We start from the raw sequence: 21,015 nt of genomic DNA, 5'->3' as shown, positions 1-21,015 counted from the left end.
GCGCGGGTGCCTCAGGGCCTCAGGGCCTCAGGGCCTCAGGGCCTCAGGGCCTCAGGAAGCGTTCAGCCCGAGGGTGGAGCCGGTGCCCGCCAGGGACTTGGCGGACTGGTTGGCGGTGCCGGTGAGCGTGGTGTGGCCGTACTGCGAGAAGGGCTTCGCGACCCGCTCCACGACGTAGACCCTGTTCGCGGCGGTGTTCAGGGTGAACTCCGGGTCGGCGGTGCTCAGCACCACGGAGTTGTCGGACACCGACCGCACCTGGACCTGCTGGCCCGGCCACGGGTTGACCACCCGGGTGCTGTTCCCGTAGAGGCTCTTGATCCCGACGTATTTGGTCTCGCCGGCCTCGCGCTCCGAGCTGACCTGGAAGCCGCCATTGGCCAGCAGCGTGAACTTCCCGGTATAGCCCGACAGCGACGGCGTCGCGGGGAAGACGCGGATCTTGCCGTTGTAGGACTGGAGCAGCGACTCGTTGATCACGTTGAGCTGGACGCCCAGGTACTCGAAGACGCCGTTGGTGTTGCTGGTCATCCCGTTCGGGTAGTTCTGGTACTTGTTCAGCATGGTCTTCATGCCGTCGAAGGCGTCGCCGCCGAGGCCGAGCCGGGCGGCCTGGATGGCGTCGTTCGACCAGACGTTGCCGTAGGGGAAGGGCCGCGCGCGCCAGGTGTTGACGGCCTTCTGCTGGTCCGGGTAGCCGATGCCGGTCCGGTCGTAGGGCCAGACGAGCTCCGCGGCGACGTTCTCGTTGTTGCGGGTCTGCGCGATCGGCGGGGTGTGCGGCAGGTAGGTGCTGCTGTCGGACGGGTACGCGATCAGGTGGTCCAGGATGTTCTGCCACTGGGGCCTGAGGTCCGCGTCCTGGCCGAGCTGCTGGGAGACGCTGATGGCGATCGGGAAGACGTTGCGCACGGCCGCCAGGTCGGTGATCGCGTTGGGGACGTTCCAGTACGTCTCGTGGGAGTTGGAGTTGGCCACGTAGTACTGCCCGTTCGCGTCGCGGGACAGCATCTGCTGGTAGAACTTCACGACCTCGCGCAGGAACGGGTAGGCGGTGTTCCGCAGATATCCGGTGTCGTTCGTGTACCGGTACTGGAGGTACATGTTGTAGGCGGCTTCCGCGCCCGACGACCAGATGTTCTTGGTGTAGTCGCTGCCCACCGTGCCGCGGGCGTTGCCGTCCCAGCCCATGGTCTCCGGCACCCAGATCCCGTCGACGCCGTACCGCTGTTTCGTGAACGACTTCAGCGCGTCGAAGTTCCGGCTGTAGAGGCGGTTGAACCCGGACATCAGGTCGGCGTGGTTGGACGCCAGGAAGGAGTTGTAGACGTCGCGCTGGTTCCAGTACCAGTACGCGTTGCTCCACTTGGTGCTGTCCCCCGTGGAGCGGAAGACGCCGTTGATGAAGTGGAACGGATAGTCGCCGTATCCGCCGGCCGCGATCATGTAGGTGCTCAGGTAGTAGACGTTCTCCATGTAGTCCGCCGCGCCCGACTGGTCGCCGTACTGCACGAAGGACTTCTGCCAGAACGCGTGCCACCAGTTCTTGTAGGCGTTCAGGGTGCCCGTGTACCCGGTGGCCCTGACCTGGCTCAGCGCCTTCTTGGCCTGGGCCACGGAGTCCTGGTTCGGTGCGTTCTTGCGGCTGCTGGTGGTGAACCAGACGGTGTAGCTGTGCGACGGCGTGATGGTCAGGCGCACCGTGCGGCCGTCCACCACCTGCGTGCTGTACGCGGCGCCCTCCACGCTGGCGGCGAGGGTGTAGCCGAAGCCCTGCGGATCGTCCTGGCCGCGGCTGAAGCCCGCGCTGTCCGCGTCGGCGTAGGTCCTGACGGTCTTCCAGGTGTCCAGGTTCGGCACGTCACCGCTGTTGCCGAGCCCGCTGACGTCCCAGAGGCCGAGGTCCAGGGTCACCCCGGAGACGTTGCTGCGGCCGTCCTCCACGTGGATGCCCATGACCTCGGAGCCCGGGGCGCCCATCACGGTGACGGTGCGGTTGTCGTCGTAACGGGTGGTCAGGGTGCCGTCGTAGAGGGAGAGGCGCTGCTGGTAGCGGGAGAAGCCGCTCTCCATGGCGGGTGTGGTGCGCAGATTGACCAGGCCGCCTCCGAAGGCGCCCTGCTGGGAGTTGTCGACGCCCGACGCCTGCATGGTCAGGCCGTTCTGCTGCCAGGCCATGGCGCCCATCCGGCCGTTTCCGACCGTGAGGGCGTACTTGGGATCGGTGTTGGGCCGGTTGTAGACGATGTCGTGCTTCGAGAGGTAGCTGCCGTAGTTCACGTCGAGGGCGCCGGAGCCGGTGTTGAACGCGGCGTCCGTGGTGGAGGCGGGACGGGGCGGGGCGGCCGACGCGGGGACGCCGGCTCCGATCGCCGCCACGCAGGCCACGGCGACCAGCGAGGCGACGAGTCTGGGGAATCTCATTGGCGTTTCTCCCAAGGGTTGCGGGGGTGGAACAACCTGGGCGCTCTGTCTGCCGTCGCGGGGCGGCTCGGCGGGGCAGGGAGACGCACTAGAGCAACACGCAGTTAACATCGGAGGTTTATAGGGGTCAAGCCTCAGAACGCGTCTCGGGAAAATCGTCCTGGAATTCCCAAGTGCCGGAGCGCATCGTGATGTTCGACCTCCGGAGAGCGCTTCCTAATCATCGGATGTCCAGTGGCGTTTCCAGAGATACGGACCCGCCGACACGAGTTGTAAAGAATGGAGAATGACAGCTCCCTGTGCTTCGCTCACAGGGCGGCGCGGCGGCGGTCGTCAGGGCGCGCGGCGGCACGGGAGCGGACCGGCGCGGCGTGGGGCGCGCGAGGTCGGGCGGCACTCTCGGACCCGGACCCCGACATCACCTGTGGCGCGTCCGGGACCCGGTTCGGGGTAGGGGACGGTGCGGACGCCGTCGCCCGACCCGAAAGGCTCGGCACGCCGGGCGACGGGGAACGTCCATAGCGGAGCATTCATTCACGCCATTACGGGAGGCGGTTACGCGTGCTGCACGGCATCGACGTCAGCTCTTATCAGACCTCGTTCGACACGGACGGCCTTGCATTCGTGTTCGTGAAGGCCACGGAAGGCCGTTCGTACATCAATCCGAAGCAGTCGGAGCAGGCGAAGAGGGCACGGGACGCGGGATGCGTGGTGGGCTTCTACCATTTCCTGTGGCCCGGCAACATCAAGGCGCAGGCCGAGTACTTCGTGGAGAAGTGCGCGTCGGTCGAGGAGGATCTGCTCGCGGCCGACTGGGAGTACACGGGCGAGGGCACGGCGGCGAGCAACGCCGAGAAGGACAGCTTCATCAGAGAGGTGAAGCGGCTCCGCCCCCAGCACCGCGTGATGCTCTACTGCAACCGCGACTTCTGGCTGAACCACGACACCACCTCCTACGCCGGAGACGGCCTGTGGATCGCCGACCACGTCGATGCCGGAAAGCCGCGCATCAAGGCGGACTGGACCATCCACCAGTACAGCAGCACCCCGCTCGACAAGAACGTCGCCGATTTCAAGAGTGCCGCGGCCATGCGGGACTGGGCGACCGCGCTCCAATAGGCCGAGCGGGGCCGGCCGAGTCCGGGCGCGGCGGGCCGCGGGGGCCGGCCGCGCCCGGGTCCGGCGTGCCGTGTGCGGCCTTCGCGCGCCGCTTCGCCGCGCTGGTCGGCGTTCCCCGCTGACGTTCCTCACCTGGTGGCGGACGACGGCGGCCGGCCGGCTGCTGAGCGACGATGGCATCCCGCTGCGGACGGTCGCGCCACGCACCGGGCAGGCCCGGCCGGGGGGATGGGGCCTGCGGACCCTGGGTGGGCCGGGGCTAGGCTTCTGACCATGACATTCAGCGGTCTGCTCCCCGAAACGGCCTCGGCGGACGACGCCGGGGCGCCCCCGCACGCGCCGGTCCTCGACGCCCGTGACGTGCACGTGGTGCGCGACGGCCGCCCGATCCTCCAGGACGTGTCGCTCACCGTGCGGCCGGGCGAGCACTGGGCGCTGCTCGGGCCGAACGGCGCGGGGAAGACCACCCTGCTCAGCCTGCTCGGCGCGCTGGTGCATCCCACGGAGGGGACTGTCAGGGTGCTGGGCCGGACGCTGGGCCGGGTCGACCTGCGCGAGCTGCGCACCTACGTCGGCCATGTCAATCCGCGGCATCCGCTGCGCTCGCCCCTGCCGGTCCGCGAGGTGGTGCTGACCGGCCTGACGAACAGCGTGGAACGGCTGCCTCGCTGGCGGCCGACGGCGGAGCAGGAACAGCGGGCCGACCGGCTCATCACCACGCTCGGCCTCGCGGCCCGGGCCGGGGCGCGCTGGCCGACCCTCTCACAGGGCGAGCGCGGCCGGGCACTGATCGCCCGCGCCCTGATGCCGAGCCCCCGCCTCCTGCTGCTGGACGAACCGGCCACCGGCCTGGACGTCGCGGGCCGCGAGCAGCTCATCGACTCCCTCGACTCCCTGTCGGCCGACCACCCCGCGCTCGCCTCGGTCCTGGTGACCCACCACCTGGAGGAACTGCCCTCCGGCACCACGCACGCCATGCTGCTCCGCGACGGCCGCACCCTGGCCTCCGGCCCCGTCTCCGAGGTCCTCACCAGTGACCGCGTCAGCACGTGCTTCGCCCACCCGGTCCACCTGACCCGCCACGAGGGCCGCTGGACGGTACGCGCGAGGCGGGTGGGGAACGCCTGAGGGGCCGGTTCGGCGAGTACTTGAGGACGAGCGAGGCAAAATCGAGCCGGTCCGGCGCTTGAGGAACGAGCTAGGCAACTTCAAGCCCGTCCGGCACGTGAGGACGGGCCAAGCGAAAACAAGCCCGTCCGGCGCTTGAGGACGAGCGAAGCGAAAACAAGCCCGCAGGGCGAGAAGAGAGAAAGCCTGTCCGGGGCCTGAGGACAAGAGCCCGTCCGGCACGTGAGGACCCCGTACCGGACAGACCCACCCCCACCGCTCAGGACTTGTTCAGGTTCGCCCAGAACTCGTCGAACGACAGCACCCTGTCCCCGTTGGAGTCCTGAGCCGCGATCACGGCTTCCGCCACGGACTCGGTGACGTAGAAGTCCCCCATCGCCGCCATCGCGCTCTTGTACTCGGCCGCCGTTATGAACCCGTCCCCGTCCGCGTCGAACCGCTGGAACGCCCTGCGTGCCGCCTCGATGTCCGCCACCGGGATCTCCGCCCCTTCTCGCTGCCTGACTCTGTCCGGACCAGGCTATCGGCCGAGTTGGTGACGGAGCGCGGCGGCCACCCAGGCGAACTCCTCCCGGTGGTCCGGGGCCGCGGGGCGGCCGGCGACCCTGGCGAGCAGTTCCTTGTAGCGGACGGTGTCGGCGTCGGTGCCGGTCTCCAGGCGCTCCAGGACGGCGGCGCGGTCGCCACTCGTGCCGAGCAGTTCGTCGAGGACACCGGCGGCCTCGGGGCTCTGAGGGGCGATGCCGCGCTGCCTCGCGTCCCCGACGAGCTGGACCAGGCGCTTGGCGAACCAGATGGAGGCGCCACCGGGGGTGTCCTGGGTGCGGCCCTCCGCGTTGAACTCGATCATGCGCCGCATCACCGCCCTGAACTGCGGGTCCTGGACCAGTTCCGCCAGCTCGACCCAGGCGTCGACCTGTTCGGGCGTGGGGTCGTCGGGCAGGTGGACGGAGGTCCTGCGCATCCGGTCGCGGATGTCCGGGTCGACGTTCTCCAGGTCCCTGAAGGTGTCGGCCACGAAGTCGTCGATGATCCGCTGCCGCTCGGCGGCGGACAGGCGGGCGAGTCTGTTCACGAGTGCCATCTCCTCGGCGGTCGAGCCGCGTTGCGCGACGGTTGACAGCACGGCCCTGGTGATCCGCAGGCTCCGGATCTGCGCGTCGATCGCCGCCACATGGGCGTCCGCGACCTCGGCGACCGTCGCCTCGCCGGCCAGCACCCGGCGCACGTCGGCGAGCGGGAGGTCCAGCTCGCGCAGGGTGCGGACGAGTTCGAGGCGGGCGACGGACGCGGCGTCGTACAGCCGGTAGCCGCTCTCGGAGCGGGCGACGGGCGGCAGGGCGCCGGCGTCGGACCAGTAGCGGATGGTGCGCACGGACAGTCCGGTGCGCCGGGAGAGCTGCCCGATGGTGAGCAGTTCCGTGCCGTCTTCGATCATGCTGAGGAGTCTCGGCCCTCCAGTCGGTGGAGACTCAAGCCCCTACCGCGCCCCGCGTCAGCGGAAGACGCCGGTGTGGCCGAGCGAGTAGCGTCCCGGCTGCGGGTAGACGGCGAGGCCGTGCGGTCCGCTGCCGACGGGGATCTTCGCGAGCTGCGCGCCGGTTCCCGTGTCGATGGCGTAGACCTCGGAGTTGTAGCGGCCCGAAAGCCAGAGCACCTTGCCGTCCGCGGAGACGCCGCCCATGTCAGGGCTGCCGCCGTCCGGCAGCCGCCACTTCTTGCTGAGCCTGCGCTGCCCGAAGTCGAAGAGGGAGATGGTGCCCTCGCCGCGGTTGGTGATGTACATGACCTTGGAGTCCCGGCTGACGTACAGGCCGTGGGCGCCCTTGCCGGTGGGCATCAGCACGGGTTTGCCGAACTTCCCGCCGTCCAGGACCCAGACGCCGTCCGCCGCCATGTCGGCCACGTAGAAGGCGCTGCCGTCCGGTGCGATCTTGACGTCCTGCGGCATGGCGCCGCCGAGCGGCAGCTTCTGCTGGGCGACGACGGCCATCCGCGCGGTGTCGACCTTGAGCAGATCGCCCGAGAACTCGCAGGAGACGATGAAGTACGTGCCGTCCGGCGAGAAGTCGGCGTGGTTCACGCCCGCGCAGTCCACCGGCACGGTCTTCTTGATCTGCATGCTGTGCGCGTCCCGGAAGACGAGTTCGCGGTCCCGGGAGGCCATCACGACGGCGTACTTGCCGTCCGGCGTGAAGTAGAGGTTGTAGGGGTCGTGCACGTCGACGGGCCGGCCGGCCTTGCCCGTCTTCGGGTCGATCGGGGTGAGGGAGTTGCCCAGGTCGTTGTTGACCCAGAGCGTCTTGAGGTCCCAGGAGGGCACGACGTGCTGGGGCTGCGTGCCGACCTGGATGGTCTCGGTGACGCGGAACGTGGCGGGGTCGATGACCGAGACGGTGTTGGAGTTGGTGTTGGGCACGTAGATCCGCGTGGGGAACCCCCGCACCACGGGCGAGAGCATGCCGGGGCGGTCGGCGGCGTACACGTCCTTCGGATCGAGCAGCGGAGGCATGCCGGGCAGCCCGTCCTTGGGGGCCGGGGCCGCGGTCCTCCTGGCGGCCGGCGGGGGCGGCATGATGTGGCCGCTGTCCTTGGTGCTCCGCTCGCCGGAGGGCGTGCCGCAGCCCGCCAGGGCGACGAGCAGCGCGCCGCCGAGCAGGGCACCGGCGCGTCTGGTGAAGGGTCGGTACACATACAGCAGATTCACCCGGAACCGCCTGCTCGGCGAGATCTGTTCCGGCATCGGTGTCATGTCCGTCGGCATCGGTGTCATGTCCGCTCGGGACGGTTCAGGACGCCAGGTGCCGCGCTTCCCGTCCATCCCGTCCCTCACGGACGGACGCCGTCATGCACCCCGTTGAAGATCATCACGAAGGCGCTCCATCAGCCGCACTTTCGTAGGCAAGTGGCACATATCACCTGTGATTGCGTGTACCTCTTGGGGACTGCGCCCCCTTTTGCATGAATGGTTCCTTTGGATCGGGGGGCATCGGCTGCCATAGTCGAAGACGTGCCCCGCACGCGTCCGGGACGGGCCCGGACCGTCGCCCTCACCGGCTCGGGGCCACCCTCCGACCGCCGTGGCTCACCATCCCCCGAGAGACACGGCACCCCGACAGCAGCCCCCGTGCCCCAAGAAGGCGGCGGGGGCTGCTGGCGTTCCGGGCACGCCCCTAGGTCGTGTCCGGCGCCGACCCCGCCGACCGGTTCCGGCCGGCTCGCTCCCGGCCGTGCCGTCAGCGCTCCGGCAGGCGCATCTCGAACCAGGTGGCCTTGCCGTGCGGCTCCAGGTCGACGCCCCAGCGGTCGGAGAGCTGGTCCACCAGGAACAGGCCCCGGCCCGAGACGTCCAGTTCGCGTACGGGCATCAGGCAGGGCAGGCCGCGCGAGGGGTCGCGCAGCTCCACACGCAGGCAGCCCCGGCCGCGCAGCAGCCGCATGCGCAGCCCGAAGTACCGCGCGCCGGTGTGCCGGACGGCGTTGCCCACCAGCTCCGAGACGAGCAGCACCGTCTCCTCGGTCACCTTCGGGCCGAGGCCCCACTGGCGCAGCACGACGACCTGGGCGAGCCGACGGGCCCTGGCCGCGGACTCCGGGCGCGACGGCAGCCGCACCTCGGTCTCGGCGGGGTTGCCGAGCAACTCCAGTGCCTCAAGCGCCCGTTCGTCCTCGACCGCCGGTGACCAGCGTGCCGCGGTCGCACTCGCGTGCCGCCGCGGCTGTTCGACACCCTCCAGCCCCGCCATGACCCCATCATGACCGTCCGGAGCACCCTCCGGGGCCGTTCCCGGGAATCGTTTCGAGGCAGGCCCCGGGCCGCGAGTAGTCATCCTGCATATGCCAAAGGCATGTGGAAGCCAGAATTTCGGCCTCTGACCTGCTGTGACCTTATGCGTTCGGAAGGTAACCCAGAGCTTCTACCGCGGCCCGGTCCGGCCCCGCCGCAACGGGCCGGATAACCCGAAAGAGGCACTCAGCCGAACTGGGCCTTGCCCGGCCCCTCCTCCACGAAGCTCCGCATGCCGCGCTCGCGGTCCTCCGTGGCGAACAGCCCCGCGAACCAGTTGCGCTCGATGGCCAGCCCCGTGTCGATGTCCGCCTCGAGGCCGCGGTCCACCGACTCCTTCGCCGCGCGCAGCGCGAGAGCCGGTCCCTTGGCGAGCGCCGCCGCCCACTCGTGGGCCTGCTGGAGGACCTCGCCGGCCGGGGCCACCCGGTCCACCAGGCCGATGGCGAGCGCCTCCGCGGCGCGTACGTGACGGCCCGTGAAGATGAGGTCCTTGGCGCGCGACGGGCCGATCAGCCGGGCCAGCCGCTGCGTGCCGCCGGCGCCCGGGATCAGGCCGAGCAGGATCTCGGGCTGACCGAGCTTCGCGTTCTCGGCGGCGATCCGGTAGTCGGCGCAGAGCGCCAGCTCGCAGCCGCCGCCGAGGGCGTAGCCGGTGACGGCGGCGACCACGGGCTTGGGGATCCGGGCGACCGCCGTGAAGGAGTCCTGCAGGGCGCGGGACCGTACGGCCATGGCCGCGTGGTCCATCGCCCGCATCTCCTTGATGTCCGCGCCGGCCGCGAAGACCTTCTCGCCGCCGTGGATGACCACGGCTCGGATGTCCTCGCGGTCGGTGACCTCCTCCGCCAGCTCCTTGATCCGGTCCTGCATGGCGATGTCCAGGGCGTTCATGGGCGGCCTGTCGAGGCGCAGCACGCCGACCGCGTCGGCCACTTCGAGATGCACAGTCATGCAGAGCAGGTTAGCGGTGGTTAACCGCGACGGGGCAGGGCGTGTGCCTCCGCCCTGTCCGGCATGGCGCCGCCCGCGGCTGCGCCGTGCCGTCCGTTCCGCGTGGTCTACTTGGTCCAGTCCGCCCAGGACATGTTCCAGCCGTTGAGGCCGTTGTCCGGCTGGATCTGCGTGTCCTTGGAGTTCTTGACGATGACGACGTCGCCGATGAGGGAGTTGTCGTAGAACCACGCGGCGGGCGTCTTCTTGCTCCAGGCGCCCTTCACGTCCCTCAGGCCGACGCAGCCGTGGCTGGCGTTGTAGTTCCCGAAGGCGCCGCCCGCCCAGTAGTTGCCGTGGATGAAGGTGCCGGAGGTCGACAGGCGCATGGCGTGCGGCACGTCCTTGATGTCGTACTCGCCGCCGAAGCCGACCGTGCGGCCGTCCATCCGGGTGATGTGGTACTTCTCGCTGATCACCATCTGGCCGTTGTACGTCGTGTGGCCGGTGCCGCCCGCGGTGATCGGGACCTTCCTGATGACCTTGCCGTCCCGCTCGACGCTCATCATGTGCTTCTTGGCGTCGACGGTGGAGATCTGGGTGCGGCCGATGGTGAACGTCACCGACTTGGTCTGGGTGCCGTAGACGCCGGGCCGGCCCTTGACGCCGTCGAGGTCGAGCGTGGCGGTGACCTTGGTGCCGGGCTTCCAGTAGTGCTCGGGGCGGAAGTCGAGGCGGTCGTTGCCGAACCAGTGGCCCTTGACGGGGACCTCCGGGTCGGTGGTGATCCGGATGCCCTTCTGCACGTCCTCCGGGTGGGTGATACCGCGGGTGAAGTGCAGCGAGAACGGCATGCCGACGCCCACCTTCGAACCGTCCTCCGGGGTGAAGATCCCGACGAAGGTGTTCTTGGGCTTGAGCGTGGTGAAGGTGGACTTGCTCGACGTCGCGCGGCCCTCGGAGTTCTTGGCGCTGGCCTGCACGGTGTAGGTGGTGTTCGAGGTGAGGTGGCCGGAGGGGCTCCAGGTCTTCCCGTCGCCCGCGAGGGTACCGTCGACCGGGTGGCCCTTCGCGTCCCGCACCGTGACGCCGGTGAGCTTGCCGCCGGAGGCCGCGACCTTGAGGGCGCCGGTGGTGTCGACGGAGTGCGTGCCGTCCTTCGGGCTGATGGTCACCACGGCGTTCGGCACGGGTGGCTTGCTCGGCTTGCCGCCGTTCTTGTCGCCGTCGGCCTCGTCCCCGCCCCCGCAGGCGGTGACGAGCAGCAGCGCGGCCCCGAGCAGCACGGCCCACGGGCCTGAGCGCCCGCGGCGCCCGAGTCGTAGACGTGCGCCCCGCGCGCCAACCGATGGACCGGTTATCGGTCGCCCCTCCACGATGACTCTCCCCTCGCCCGCCCGACCGGGCTCACTCCCCCCGCGACTACCGCGGACTCGGCGGTAATTAATCACATCGGCTCGCTTCGAGACTCCCCCCGATGGTCACCGTTCAGTCTCAACACGGGGGTTGGTCCTCACCGGCACGCCGCCCGTGGCTGCCGGGCAGCGCACGGGTGCGGTGGGAGGGGCTGAACGAGCTCAACGAGCCGAACGAGCGGAGGGAGCACACACGGAGCAGAAGGAGCACAGAGTAGAGGGAGGGTGGGGAGGCGGAGGAGGGAGGGGGTACTTAATCGACGCCCGTCAGGCCGCCCCCGCGCGCCACCGGGGCCAGCTCATGTTCCAGCCGCTGAGTCCGTTGCCGGGGTCGACCAGCCTGTCCTGGGAGTTCACCACCTCGATCACGTCCCCGACGAGGCTGCGGGCGAAGAACCAGCCGGCGGGCGTGCTGTCGCCGCCGCCCTTCACATCGCGCAGGCCCACGCAGCCGTGGCTGACGTTCTCGGTGCCGAAGACGTCCTCGGCCCAGTAGTTGCCGTGCAGGAACGTGCCCGAGGACGTGAGCCGCAGGGCGTGCGGGACGTCCGGGATGTCGTACTCGCCGCCGAAGCCGACCGTGCGGCTGTTCATCCTGGTCTCCTTCAGCATCTCGCTGACCACCATCTTCCCGTTGTAGGTGGTGGTGCTCGGAGCGCCGGCCGTGATGGGCAGGGTGCTGATGAGCTTCCCGTCGCGCCGGACCTGCATGGTGTGCGCGGCGGCGTCGACCCGGCTCGTCTGGTTGCGGCCGACGGTGAAGGTGATGGTCCTGCTCTGGAGCCCGTACACGCCCGGTGCCGCCACCACGTCCTGGAGGCGCAGTTCGACGGTGACCCTCGTGCCGGGCCTCCAGTAGTGCTCGGGGCGGAAGTCGAGACGGTCGTGGCCGAACCAGTGCGGGGCGATGGGCACGGCGGGCCTGGCCACCACGCGGACGGCGCGCTGCACAGCCGCACGGTTGCGGATCGACCGGTTGAACTCCAGCGAGATGATCATTCCGGTGCCGACGGTGGTCCGGTTCTGCGGGGTGACGTAGCCGATGAACCGGTGGTCCGGGACCAGGGTGCGGAAGGCGGCGTGCCGCGCCGACCGGCGGCCGTGCCCGTCGAGTGCGACCGCGTCGACGGTGTACCGCGCGGCCGTCACCAGCCGGCCGCTTTCCGCCGGCCGCCAGGACAGCCCGTCCGTGGAGATCCGGCCGGGCACCGTGAACCGCTGGGCGTCCTGGTACCGCACGACCCGCACCGACTCCAGCCGCCCGCTGCGCACCCGCACCCCGATGGGCCGCCCCAGCGCTACGTGCCCGCTGCCGTCGGCCGGTGTGACCGCGATGGCGTCCTTGGCCGAGGGCGGTTCGCCGAGCAGCCCGCCCGCGCCGCAGCCGGCGGCGGAGGCCAGCAGAGCGGCCCCGCAGAGCCCGGCCGCCAGTACGACTCCTGCGCGCGGCGCGCGCCTCACTACGCGAATCACGATCGGCCCAACGACGGGCTCCCCCGGGGGAAACGTAGGTGACCCCATGTGCCGAGCCGGAACACCGGAGAGGACGACACCCGCACGGCCCAGCCCTCCCCGGAGCGGACCCGTGGGCGTTGCGGCACGGCACGTTTCAGCCGCCCGGACCGAGCGGCCCGGCCCGCTCCAACGGAGGGTGGCGCCCGCTGGTGGGCCGAGGCTCCCGGCCCGCGCGGCTGCCCCGCCCAAACCCAGGCGGGCGCTGGGCTCACTCCTTGGCCGCGCCCAGGATCCGCCGGTCGTAGGCCACCGCCACGGCCGCGGCGCGGTCGCTGACGCCGAGCTTGGCGTAGATATGGGTCAGGTGGGTCTTGACGGTGGCCTCGCTGATGAACAGCACCCGCGCGATCTCGCGGTTGGAGGTGCCCTTGGCCACCAGGGTGAGCACCTCGCGCTCCCGGGCGGAGAGCATCTCGCTCCCCGGGGCCGGGGACGGGTCGCGGACCGCCGAGACCAGCCGAGAGGCGATGGCCGGCGACAGCACCGTCCGGCCTTCCGCGGCGGCCCGGACGGCGGTGAACAGCTCCTCGCGCGGGGCGTCCTTCAGCAGGTAGCCCGTGGCACCGGCCTCGATCGCCGGGATGGTGTCGGAGTCGGTGTCATACGTGGTGAGCACCAGCACCTTGGCCCGGGCGCCCCTGCGGGCGAGTTCCTTGATGGCGTCGACACCCCCGCCGCCCGGCATCCGCAGATCCATCAGGACCACGTCCGGATCGACGCGGTCCACGAGGTCGACCGCCGCCACGCCGTTGTCCGCCTCACCGAGCACCGTGAAGCCCTCGACCGATTCGAACATGCCCCGCAGGCCGTTCCGCACGACCGGGTGGTCGTCGACGATGAGCAGGCTGATCGCCGCGGACGGCTCCGGGACACAGGCCCGGGGCAGCCCCGGCACGTCCTGCTCGCGCGTCTTATCGGTCATGGCGCACCAACGGTACGCGAGCGGAGACGGCCGTGCCGTGGCCCGGCTCGGATTCCACGCAGAGGGTTCCCGCTATGCGCTCGGCGCGGGCGCGCATCCCGGCGAGCCCGAAGCCGCCGGTGCGTGAGCGGGGCGGCAGGGCCCGGGGGTCGAAGCCGCGGCCGTCGTCCCGGACGTCCAGCGTCACTTCGTCGTCCATGTAGGAGAGGGTGACGCCGACGCGGGTGGCGCCGGAGTGCTTGGCCGCGTTCGTCAGGGACTCCTGGGCGATCCTCAGCAGCGTGGCCTCGACCTCCTCGTGCAACGGCTGGGCGGTGCCGGTGACCGTGAACTGGGAGGGCACCTCCTCCCGGGCCGCCCATTCGGAGACGGTGTTCTCCAGTGCCTGCGGCAGGGCGTCCTGCTCCAGGGCGGCCGGGGCGAGATTCTGCACCGAACGCCGGGCCTCGCCGAGGCTGTGCCGGGCGAGCTCCGCGGCCTGCTCCAGGTGCTCCCTGGCCAGGCCGGGCTCCTTGGTGCCCATGACGACCTGCAACTGGGCGATGATGCCCGTCAGGCCCTGTGCGATGGTGTCGTGGATCTCGGCAGCCAGCCGCCGCCGCTCGTCGGCTACCCCCGCCTCCCGTGCCTGGACGAGCAGTTGGGCGTGCAGGGCGGCGTTCTCGTCGAGGGCCTGCTGGAGGCGGGTGTTGGCGCTCTCCAGTTCCGCGATGGTGCTGGCCTGGAGGCGGTTGCGCTCCGCCTCCTTGGCGCCCAGCTGGCTGAAGATGGTGACGAGCACGCCGTTGAAGGCGAGCATCGTCCCGAACAGCACCCAGCTGAGCGGAGCCGGCGGAGGCAGCCCGCCGGCCTCGGCCCCGGCCATCGTGACCGCCGTCGCGAACAGGCCCAGCTTGACGCGACGGGCGGGCAGCAGCCTCTCCGCGCCGAAGTACCCCGAGACCGCGTAGAGCGACATGAACGGGTTCGTCCAGGACAGGGCGAAGCCCAGCGCCCAGCGGGCGGCGTAGTAGCGCTCAGAGGTGCGGGACGGGGCCAGCGGGGAGGCGCTGACGCGGTACCACCACAGTTGCAGCGCGAACGCGGCGCAGACGAGCGGGATCGCGGCGATCCGATCGCTGTGGCTCATGATCAGGCTGCCGCTGGCGAGCGTGACGAGCGTGGCCGCCGAGAGCAGCATCAGCGGGCCGGAGCGGTTGAACTGGGCCCAGCGCCGCTCGACCGCCGCGCTGGCGTGCCCCGCTCCGGCCACCCCTCCGGCAGGCCCGGCCACCCCTCCGACAGGCAGGGTGCAGCCGGTGCCCGCGGCCCCCGCCGCCGTGTCACCGCCGGTGCCCGCCCCGCCGAGGTCCGTGCTGCCGGCGTCCGCACCGCTCTTCTGTTTCACGGTCCGTGTGCTGCTCGCCATGGGGTCAGTCTGAGGTACCGACCCGCTCGGGCGCAGGGGCTTGGCGGGTGCCGTCCCCCGCCCCAGGTCGGAGGTCATCTGCCGTCACTCCCACCGGAACCAGCGGGACGCGGCCGCGGAGAGCACCACGGCCCACAGCGCGAGTACGCCGAGGTGTGCCCAGGACGGCCAGTCGCCCAAAGCCGCCTGGTCGAGGGCCCCCGCCGCCGCCCCGAACGGGGTGAGCTCGACGATCCGCGCAAGGGTGTCGGGCATCGCGCGCACCGGCAACCAGACACCTGCGCAGAACATCATCGGGAAGAACACCACGGACCCGATCGCACCCGCGATCTTCGAGGTACGGGAGAGGGCCGAGACCAGAGCTCCCATCGCCAGGGCGGCGAGCACCGCGAGGAGCAGGCCGAGGACGTATCCGAGCGCCTGCCGGGGCAGCGGCACGTCGAAGGCGAGCCGGCCCACCGCGAGGCTGAGCACGGTGGAGACCACGGCCGCCGCGCCGTGCAGGCCCATCTGGGTACCGAGCAGGGCGCCGGGGCGCACGGGGGTGGTGGACATCCGGCGCAGGATGCCGCGCTCCCGGTAGCCCGTGACGACCGGCGGCATCGACTGGAGACCGGAGACGATCATGGCGAGCAGCACCGACACGGGGACGTACGCGTCCACGAGGCGGATGCCGCCCAGGTCGGGATCGTGCTCACGGAAGGAGGGGATGGAGCCGAGGACCACCAGCAGGAGGGTGGGGAAGCAGAGGATCCAGAAGATGCCGGCGGGCTCACGTCTGAAGAGTCTCGCCTCGGTGATCATCACGGCACGCCAGGGGCGGTTGCCCGCCGGTCGGGCGGGGGCGGAGACAGTGGTGGCGCTCATGGGTCAGGCTCCTGTCAGGTCAAGGAACGCGTCGTCGAGCGTGGCGTCGGCGACGCGGAGCTGGTAGGCGGTGATGTGCCGGCGGGTCAGCAGGGTGATGACGGCGTTGACCGTCTCGTCGGTGCCGCTCAGGGTGATCCGGCCGTCCTTGCTCTGCACGGACGCCACCTGGGGCAGCTCGGCGAGGACGGCCTCCTCCAGGGGAGAGGAGGGGGTGAAGGAGATCACGGTCGAACTCGTGGCACGGCCTATCAGGCCGGCCGGGGTGTCCAGGGCCGCCACCCGGCCGTGGTCGATCACCGCGATCCGGTCGCAGAGCCGCTGGGCCTCCTCCATGAAGTGGGTGACCAGCAGGACGGTGACGCCGCCGCCGCGCACCTCTTCTATGAGCTCCCAGGTGTCGCGCCGGGCCCGGGGGTCGAGGCCGGTCGTCAGCTCGTCCAGGACGACGACCCGGGGATTGCCTATCAGGGCGAGCGCGATGAACAGCCGCTGCTTCTGCCCTCCCGACAGCTTTCCGAAGCGGGTGCCCAGCTTGTCGGTGAGCCCGAGCCGCTCGGCGAGCGGGCGCCAGTCGGCCGGCGAGGGATAGAAGGCCGCGTACAGCTCAAGGGCCTCGCGGACCGTGAGCTTCGCCTGCAGCTCGCTCTCCTGGAGCTGGGCGCCGAGGATCCGGGTGACGGCCTCGTGCTCGGTGACCGGGTCGAGGCCCGCGACGCGGATACGGCCGGCGTCGGGGACGCGCAGTCCCTCTATGCACTCGACCGTCGTCGTCTTCCCCGCGCCGTTGGGACCGAGGATTCCGAAGATCTCGCCCTCCTCCACGGCGAACGAGACTCCGTCGACGACGGCGCGGCCGGCGTACGACTTCGTGAGGGACTGCACCTCGATGATCGGGCGTGGTCCCGGGTGGCCGCCGGACGCGACCGGCGGGGGATCTGTGACAGGCATGTTCGGCATGCTTCGAGGATCCCGGCGGCGGTCCCGCCCCCACATCGGCCATCACGCCATAACCCTGCATCGTCCGATCGGTTGATACGCCAGTACGACTTCGCGGGAGGCCGGACCTGGGCGGCCCGCGGACCGGGAGATTCCGGCCCCGAATCCTCCCAGGCGGAGTCCCAGGTGGAGTAGGACCAGAGGACGAGGCCGGTCCGCCCAAGGACGGTCAAAACTAGGTGGGCGGTGTCAGCTGCAAACCGTAGGCTCGCCACTGATGCCCGAGACCCCTGCACCCACGCTGCCCGAGCCCGCCGCGCGGGCGACCCCGGCCACGGCCGCGACCGACGCATCCGACCCGTTGGGGGCACCCACCGCGCCGGACGCCCAGGCCGCGCCGGCCGGAGGCCACTCCACGGCGCGCTCGCTGCTGCGCTTGTGGCCCTACGTGCGCCGGGTGCGCGTCCGGCTCCTCACCGCGGCCGGCATCGCGATAGTCGCGTCCAGCGTGGGGCTGGTGATCCCGCTCGTCCTGAAGTGGATCGTCGACGACCCGGTGGCGCACCGGGACCCCGGCGGCGTCTGGCTCGGCGCCCTCTACCTGCTGCTGCTCGGCATCGCCGAGGCCTGCCTGTTCGGGCTGCGCCGCTGGCTGGTGGCGCGCCCGCTGGCGGGCGTGGAGGCCGAGATGCGGAGCGACCTCTACGGCCACCTCCAGAGGCTGCCGGTCGCCTTCCACGACCGCTGGGCGTCGGGGCAGCTGCTGTCGCGGGGCACCACGGACCTGATGCTGATCCGGATGTTCCTCGCCTTCCCTCTGACGTTCCTGCTGGTGAACGGCGCGACGATCCTGATCGGCGTCGTCATCCTGCTGGCCCAGCAGTGGATCCTCGGGCTGGTGCTGCTGGCTCCCGCCGTGCCGCTCATGGTGGTGTGCGCGTACTTCGAGACCCGGTACTCCATCGTGGCCCGCCAGGCGCAGGACCAGGTCGGCGACCTGACGACGGTCGTCGAGGAGGGCGTGCTCGGCATCCGCATCATCAAGGGTTTCGGCCGGCACCGCAGCCAGGCGATGGCCTTCCGCACCCTCGCGCGCACCCTGCGGGGTACGGAACTGGCCAAGGCCCGGCTGCTCGCGTGGATCTGGGCCGTCATCATGACGCTGCCGGAACTGGCCATCGGCGCCGCGCTGGTCCTCGGCACCCTCCAGGTGGCGGACGGCACGGTGTCCGCGGGCACGCTGGTGGCCTTCCTCTCCACGGCCCTCGCGCTGCGCTGGCCGATCGAGTCCATCGGCTTCCTGCTGGCCATGACCCAGGAGTCCGCGACCGCGACGGAACGCTACTTCGAGGTGATGGACGCGGAGCAGGAGACGGCGGACCTCCCCGCGAAGGCCGAGCACCCGGCGGACGCCACCGCGCCGGGGAACGCCACCGCGCCGGGGAACACCACCCCGCCGGCCACGTCCACGGCTCCCGCCACCGCGACCGCCTCCCGGACCACCGCCTCCGGCCTCCGTTTCGAGGCCGTCGAGTTCCGCTACCCGGACGCGCCGCCCACCGCCCCGCCCGTACTGAGCCATATCGACCTGCACATCGCGCCCGGCGAGACGATGGCCCTGGTGGGCGCCACGGGCAGCGGCAAGACGACCCTCACGGCCCTCGTCCCCCGGCTGCACGAGCCGACCGGCGGCCGCATCACCCTGGACGGCGAGGACATCACGGCGATCCCACGCGCGCGTCTGCGCACGCTGGTCGCCGTCGCCTTCGAGGAGCCCACGCTGTTCTCGGCGAGCGTCGCGGAGAACGTGCTGATGGGCGCCCCGGAAGCGGCGGGCGACACGGAGTTGCGGCGCGCCCTGTCGGTGTCCCAGGCGGAGTTCGTGCACCAGCTCCCCGAAGGCGCCACCACGCAGGTGGGCGAGCAGGGGCTCAGCCTGTCGGGCGGGCAGCGGCAGCGCCTCGCGCTGGCCCGCGCGGTCGTGGGGCGCCCCCGCTTCCTGGTGCTGGACGACCCGCTGTCCGCGCTCGACGTGCACACGGAGGCGCTGGTGGAGGCCGCCCTGCGCCGGGTGCTCGCCGACACGACCGCGCTCGTCGTCGCGCACCGCCCCTCCACGGTGCTGCTCGCCGACCGGGTCGCCCTCCTCGACCAGGGCCGGATCACCGCCGTCGGCACGCACCAGGAGCTGCTGCGCAGCAATCCCACCTACGCCTGGCTGATGTCGGCCACCGGCTCCGAGGGCACGGCGGACTCGCCCGCACCCGCCCCCGCGCCGGACGCGGCACGGATCGGGGCGGCGTCCGCCGCCTCCTCGTCCGCATCCGCCCCCGAAGGGAAGAAGGACCGATGACCACGGCGTCCACCAGCACAGCACCGGACGCCGACGACGGCGACGAGAGCCGCACCACGGGCACCGGCACGGCGAACGGCACGAGCGCCACGGGCTCCGCGAACGCGAACGGGAACGGGAACGGGAACGGGAACGGGAACGGCACCGACAAGGCGAACGGCACACACGCCAACGGCACCACCGGCACGAACGGCGCGAACGCCAACGGGACCACCGGCACGAACGCCACCGGCACGGCGGACGACACGGACACCACGAACGGTTCCACCACCACCGAGGAACGAAAGCCCGCCACCGCCGAGAAGCCCAGAACCTCCGAAGAGCCCAGCACCTCCGAAGAGCCCGGCACCCCCGCACCCCCCGACACCGCCGACACATCCGACACCCTCGACGCCCCCGGCGACCCCTTCGACCACGACACCCTCCCCTCCCCCAAGGGCGCCACCGGCGCCCTGCTCCGCTCCCTGCTCGCACCGATGCGCGCCAGAGTCGTGGTCACCACGGTGCTGCTGCTCCTCCAGCAGGCTGCCGTGCAGGCGGGCCCGCTGCTGGTCGCCTACGCCATCGACCGGGGCGCCCCGGCGGCCCGGCACGACGACTACGGCCCGCTGATGGCGGTCGGCGGCGGTTACGTGCTCTGCGCGCTCGCCTCCGGCGGACTCCAGTACGCGTTCATCATCGCCTCGGCACGCGTCAACCAGGACGTGCTGCTCGACCTGCGGGGCCGGATCTTCCGGCACGCGCAGGCCCTGAGCATCGACTTCCACGAGCGCTACACCTCGGGGCGGCTGATCGCACGGTCCACCACGGACGTCGAGTCCCTGCGGGAGCTGCTGAGCGAGGGGCTTCAGGAGCTCATCACCGTCATCCTGTCGTTCGTCTACATCTCGGTGATGCTGCTCTGGCTCGACCTCGGCCTGGGCTCGGTCGCGGTGGTCTCCTTCGTGCCGCTGTACCTGCTGGTCCGCATGTACCGGCGGCGGGCGGGGCGGATCTTCGCGCTGCGGTCCACGGCGGTCGCCGCCGTCATCGTGAAGTTCACGGAGACGATGAACGGCATCCGTCCGGTACGCGCGTTCCGCCGTGAGAAGGCGAACGACGCCGCGTTCGGCGTGCTCAACCGGCGTCATGAGCGGCTGAACGGGGACACGCTGCTGGAGATGGCCCGCTATGTGGTCGGTTCGCGGCTGGTGGCCAACACCGCGATCGCCGCGATCGTCCTCTGGGGGGCCTACCGGGTCGCGAGCGGTTCGCTGGCGCTGGGCGTGCTGGCGGCGGCGGTGCTGTACCTGCGGCGGCTGTACGACCCGATCGACCGGCTGGGGATGTTCCTGAACTCCTACCAGTCCGCGGCGGCCTCCCTGGAGAAGATCGCGGGCCTGCTGGCGCAGAAGCCCTCCGTGCCGGAGCCGTCCTCTCCCACGTCCCTTCCGGAGCGGGAACCGGGCCGTCCGGGGCGCGCGGTGACGTTCGAGGGCGTGCGCTTCGCGTACCGCACCGGTGGCGAGGTGCTACCCCGCTTCGACCTCCGCATCCCGGCCGGCCAGACGGTCGCCGTGGTGGGCTCGACCGGGGCGGGCAAGTCGACGCTGGCGAAGCTCCTGGCGCGGTTCTACGACCCCACCGAGGGCCGGGTCCTGCTCGACGGCACGGACCTGCGCGACCTCTCGGTACCGGACCTGCGGCGCGGCGTCGTGATGGTGACGCAGGAGGCCTTCCTGTTCTCCGGCACCGTCGCGGAGAACATCGCCATCGGGCGCCCGGACGCCACCCGGGAGGAGATCGAGCAGGCCGCGAAGGCGATCGGCGCGCACGACTTCATCGCGTCACTGCCCGACGGCTACGACACCGACGTACGCAAGCGCGGTGGCCGGATCTCCGCGGGTCAGCGGCAGCTGGTGGCCTTCGCACGGGCGCTGCTCGCGGACCCGGCGGTGCTGATCCTGGACGAGGCCACCAGCTCGCTGGACATCCCGGGCGAGCGGGCCGTGCAGCGTGCCATGGACACCGTGCTGCGGGGCCGTACGGCGATGGTCATCGCCCACCGCCTGTCCACGGTGGAGATCGCCGACCGGGTGCTCGTCATGGCGGACGGCCGCGTCGTGGAGGACGGGCCGCCCGCGGAGCTGATCGCGGACACGGGTGCCTTCGCGGACCTGCACCGCGCCTGGCGGGAGAGCGTCGCCGGCTGAGTCTCGTTCCGGG

Annotated in this window: 16 protein-coding genes; 4 read left to right on the top strand and 12 right to left on the bottom strand. The window is 71.1% G+C overall.

The genetic code is table 11. The annotated features are described in order from the left end of the window. Positions 1 to 51: 51 nt before the first annotated feature. Positions 52 to 2,424, bottom strand: coding sequence for a carbohydrate-binding protein (locus tag Sm713_RS08500; protein ID WP_212909037.1), 2,373 nt, complete (start codon positions 2,422 to 2,424; stop codon positions 52 to 54). Between the two features lie 561 nt (positions 2,425 to 2,985). On the opposite strand from Sm713_RS08500, the gene Sm713_RS08495 reads away from it, so the two are divergent. Further along, positions 2,986 to 3,543 carry a GH25 family lysozyme gene (locus Sm713_RS08495; protein WP_212909036.1) on the top strand — a complete coding sequence of 186 codons (558 nt, stop codon included), beginning with the start codon at positions 2,986 to 2,988 and terminating at the stop codon, positions 3,541 to 3,543. 273 nt (positions 3,544 to 3,816) lie between these two features. Continuing rightward, positions 3,817 to 4,671, top strand: coding sequence for an ABC transporter ATP-binding protein (locus tag Sm713_RS08490; protein WP_212909035.1), 855 nt, complete (start codon positions 3,817 to 3,819; stop codon positions 4,669 to 4,671). Positions 4,672 to 4,930: 259 nt separating this feature from the next. On the opposite strand, the gene Sm713_RS08485 is transcribed toward Sm713_RS08490, so the two are convergent. The 11 genes from Sm713_RS08485 to Sm713_RS08435 form a co-directional block, all read right to left on the bottom strand. After that, positions 4,931 to 5,146 (bottom strand): EF-hand domain-containing protein, encoded by a 216-nt coding sequence (locus tag Sm713_RS08485; protein ID WP_212909034.1) that lies wholly within the window; start codon positions 5,144 to 5,146, stop codon positions 4,931 to 4,933. 45 nt (positions 5,147 to 5,191) lie between these two features. Further along, positions 5,192 to 6,109, bottom strand: coding sequence for a MerR family transcriptional regulator (locus tag Sm713_RS08480; protein ID WP_212909033.1), 918 nt, complete (start codon positions 6,107 to 6,109; stop codon positions 5,192 to 5,194). 57 nt (positions 6,110 to 6,166) lie between these two features. Next, the gene (locus tag Sm713_RS08475; RefSeq protein WP_249416173.1) at positions 6,167 to 7,423 is read right to left on the bottom strand and encodes a YncE family protein; all 1,257 of its coding nucleotides are present in this window, start codon (positions 7,421 to 7,423) and stop codon (positions 6,167 to 6,169) included. A 484-nt stretch (positions 7,424 to 7,907) separates the two neighbouring features. Continuing rightward, on the bottom strand, positions 7,908 to 8,417 hold the full coding sequence (locus Sm713_RS08470) for an ATP-binding protein (protein ID WP_212909032.1): 510 nt from the start codon (positions 8,415 to 8,417) through the stop codon (positions 7,908 to 7,910). Positions 8,418 to 8,644: 227 nt separating this feature from the next. Then, complete coding sequence (locus Sm713_RS08465) at positions 8,645 to 9,412, bottom strand: enoyl-CoA hydratase/isomerase family protein (protein ID WP_212909031.1); 768 nt, start codon at positions 9,410 to 9,412, stop codon at positions 8,645 to 8,647. A gap of 107 nt (positions 9,413 to 9,519) precedes the next feature. Continuing rightward, positions 9,520 to 10,767 carry an Ig-like domain-containing protein gene (locus Sm713_RS08460; protein ID WP_212909030.1) on the bottom strand — a complete coding sequence of 416 codons (1,248 nt, stop codon included), beginning with the start codon at positions 10,765 to 10,767 and terminating at the stop codon, positions 9,520 to 9,522. 306 nt (positions 10,768 to 11,073) lie between these two features. Further along, positions 11,074 to 12,276 carry an Ig-like domain-containing protein gene (locus Sm713_RS08455; protein ID WP_249416540.1) on the bottom strand — a complete coding sequence of 401 codons (1,203 nt, stop codon included), beginning with the start codon at positions 12,274 to 12,276 and terminating at the stop codon, positions 11,074 to 11,076. A 253-nt stretch (positions 12,277 to 12,529) separates the two neighbouring features. Next, positions 12,530 to 13,243 carry a response regulator transcription factor gene (locus tag Sm713_RS08450; protein ID WP_212909028.1) on the bottom strand — a complete coding sequence of 238 codons (714 nt, stop codon included), beginning with the start codon at positions 13,241 to 13,243 and terminating at the stop codon, positions 12,530 to 12,532. Beyond that, positions 13,233 to 14,423, bottom strand: a complete 1,191-nt coding sequence (locus Sm713_RS08445) for a sensor histidine kinase (protein WP_249416538.1) — start codon at positions 14,421 to 14,423, stop codon at positions 13,233 to 13,235. Before Sm713_RS08445 ends, Sm713_RS08450 begins: the two co-directional genes overlap by 11 nt. Positions 14,424 to 14,735: 312 nt before the next feature. Then, on the bottom strand, positions 14,736 to 15,518 hold the full coding sequence (locus Sm713_RS08440; protein ID WP_212909026.1) for an ABC transporter permease: 783 nt from the start codon (positions 15,516 to 15,518) through the stop codon (positions 14,736 to 14,738). A gap of 3 nt (positions 15,519 to 15,521) precedes the next feature. Continuing rightward, positions 15,522 to 16,469 carry an ABC transporter ATP-binding protein gene (locus Sm713_RS08435; RefSeq protein ID WP_212909025.1) on the bottom strand — a complete coding sequence of 316 codons (948 nt, stop codon included), beginning with the start codon at positions 16,467 to 16,469 and terminating at the stop codon, positions 15,522 to 15,524. Between the two features lie 265 nt (positions 16,470 to 16,734). On the opposite strand from Sm713_RS08435, the gene Sm713_RS08430 reads away from it, so the two are divergent. Together Sm713_RS08430 and Sm713_RS08425 are read left to right on the top strand one after the other, a co-directional pair. Next, positions 16,735 to 18,810, top strand: coding sequence for an ABC transporter ATP-binding protein (locus tag Sm713_RS08430; RefSeq protein WP_212909024.1), 2,076 nt, complete (start codon positions 16,735 to 16,737; stop codon positions 18,808 to 18,810). After that, positions 18,807 to 21,002 (top strand): ABC transporter ATP-binding protein, encoded by a 2,196-nt coding sequence (locus Sm713_RS08425; protein WP_249416172.1) that lies wholly within the window; start codon positions 18,807 to 18,809, stop codon positions 21,000 to 21,002. The genes Sm713_RS08430 and Sm713_RS08425 overlap by 4 nt, the downstream gene beginning before the upstream one ends. Positions 21,003 to 21,015 lie beyond the last annotated feature (13 nt).

Source organism: Streptomyces sp. TS71-3 (assembly GCF_018327685.1).
Classification (GTDB): domain Bacteria; phylum Actinomycetota; class Actinomycetes; order Streptomycetales; family Streptomycetaceae; genus Streptomyces.
The sequence above is the reverse complement of the archived record's forward strand: the minus strand, read 5'-3'. Positions and strand labels throughout refer to the sequence as shown.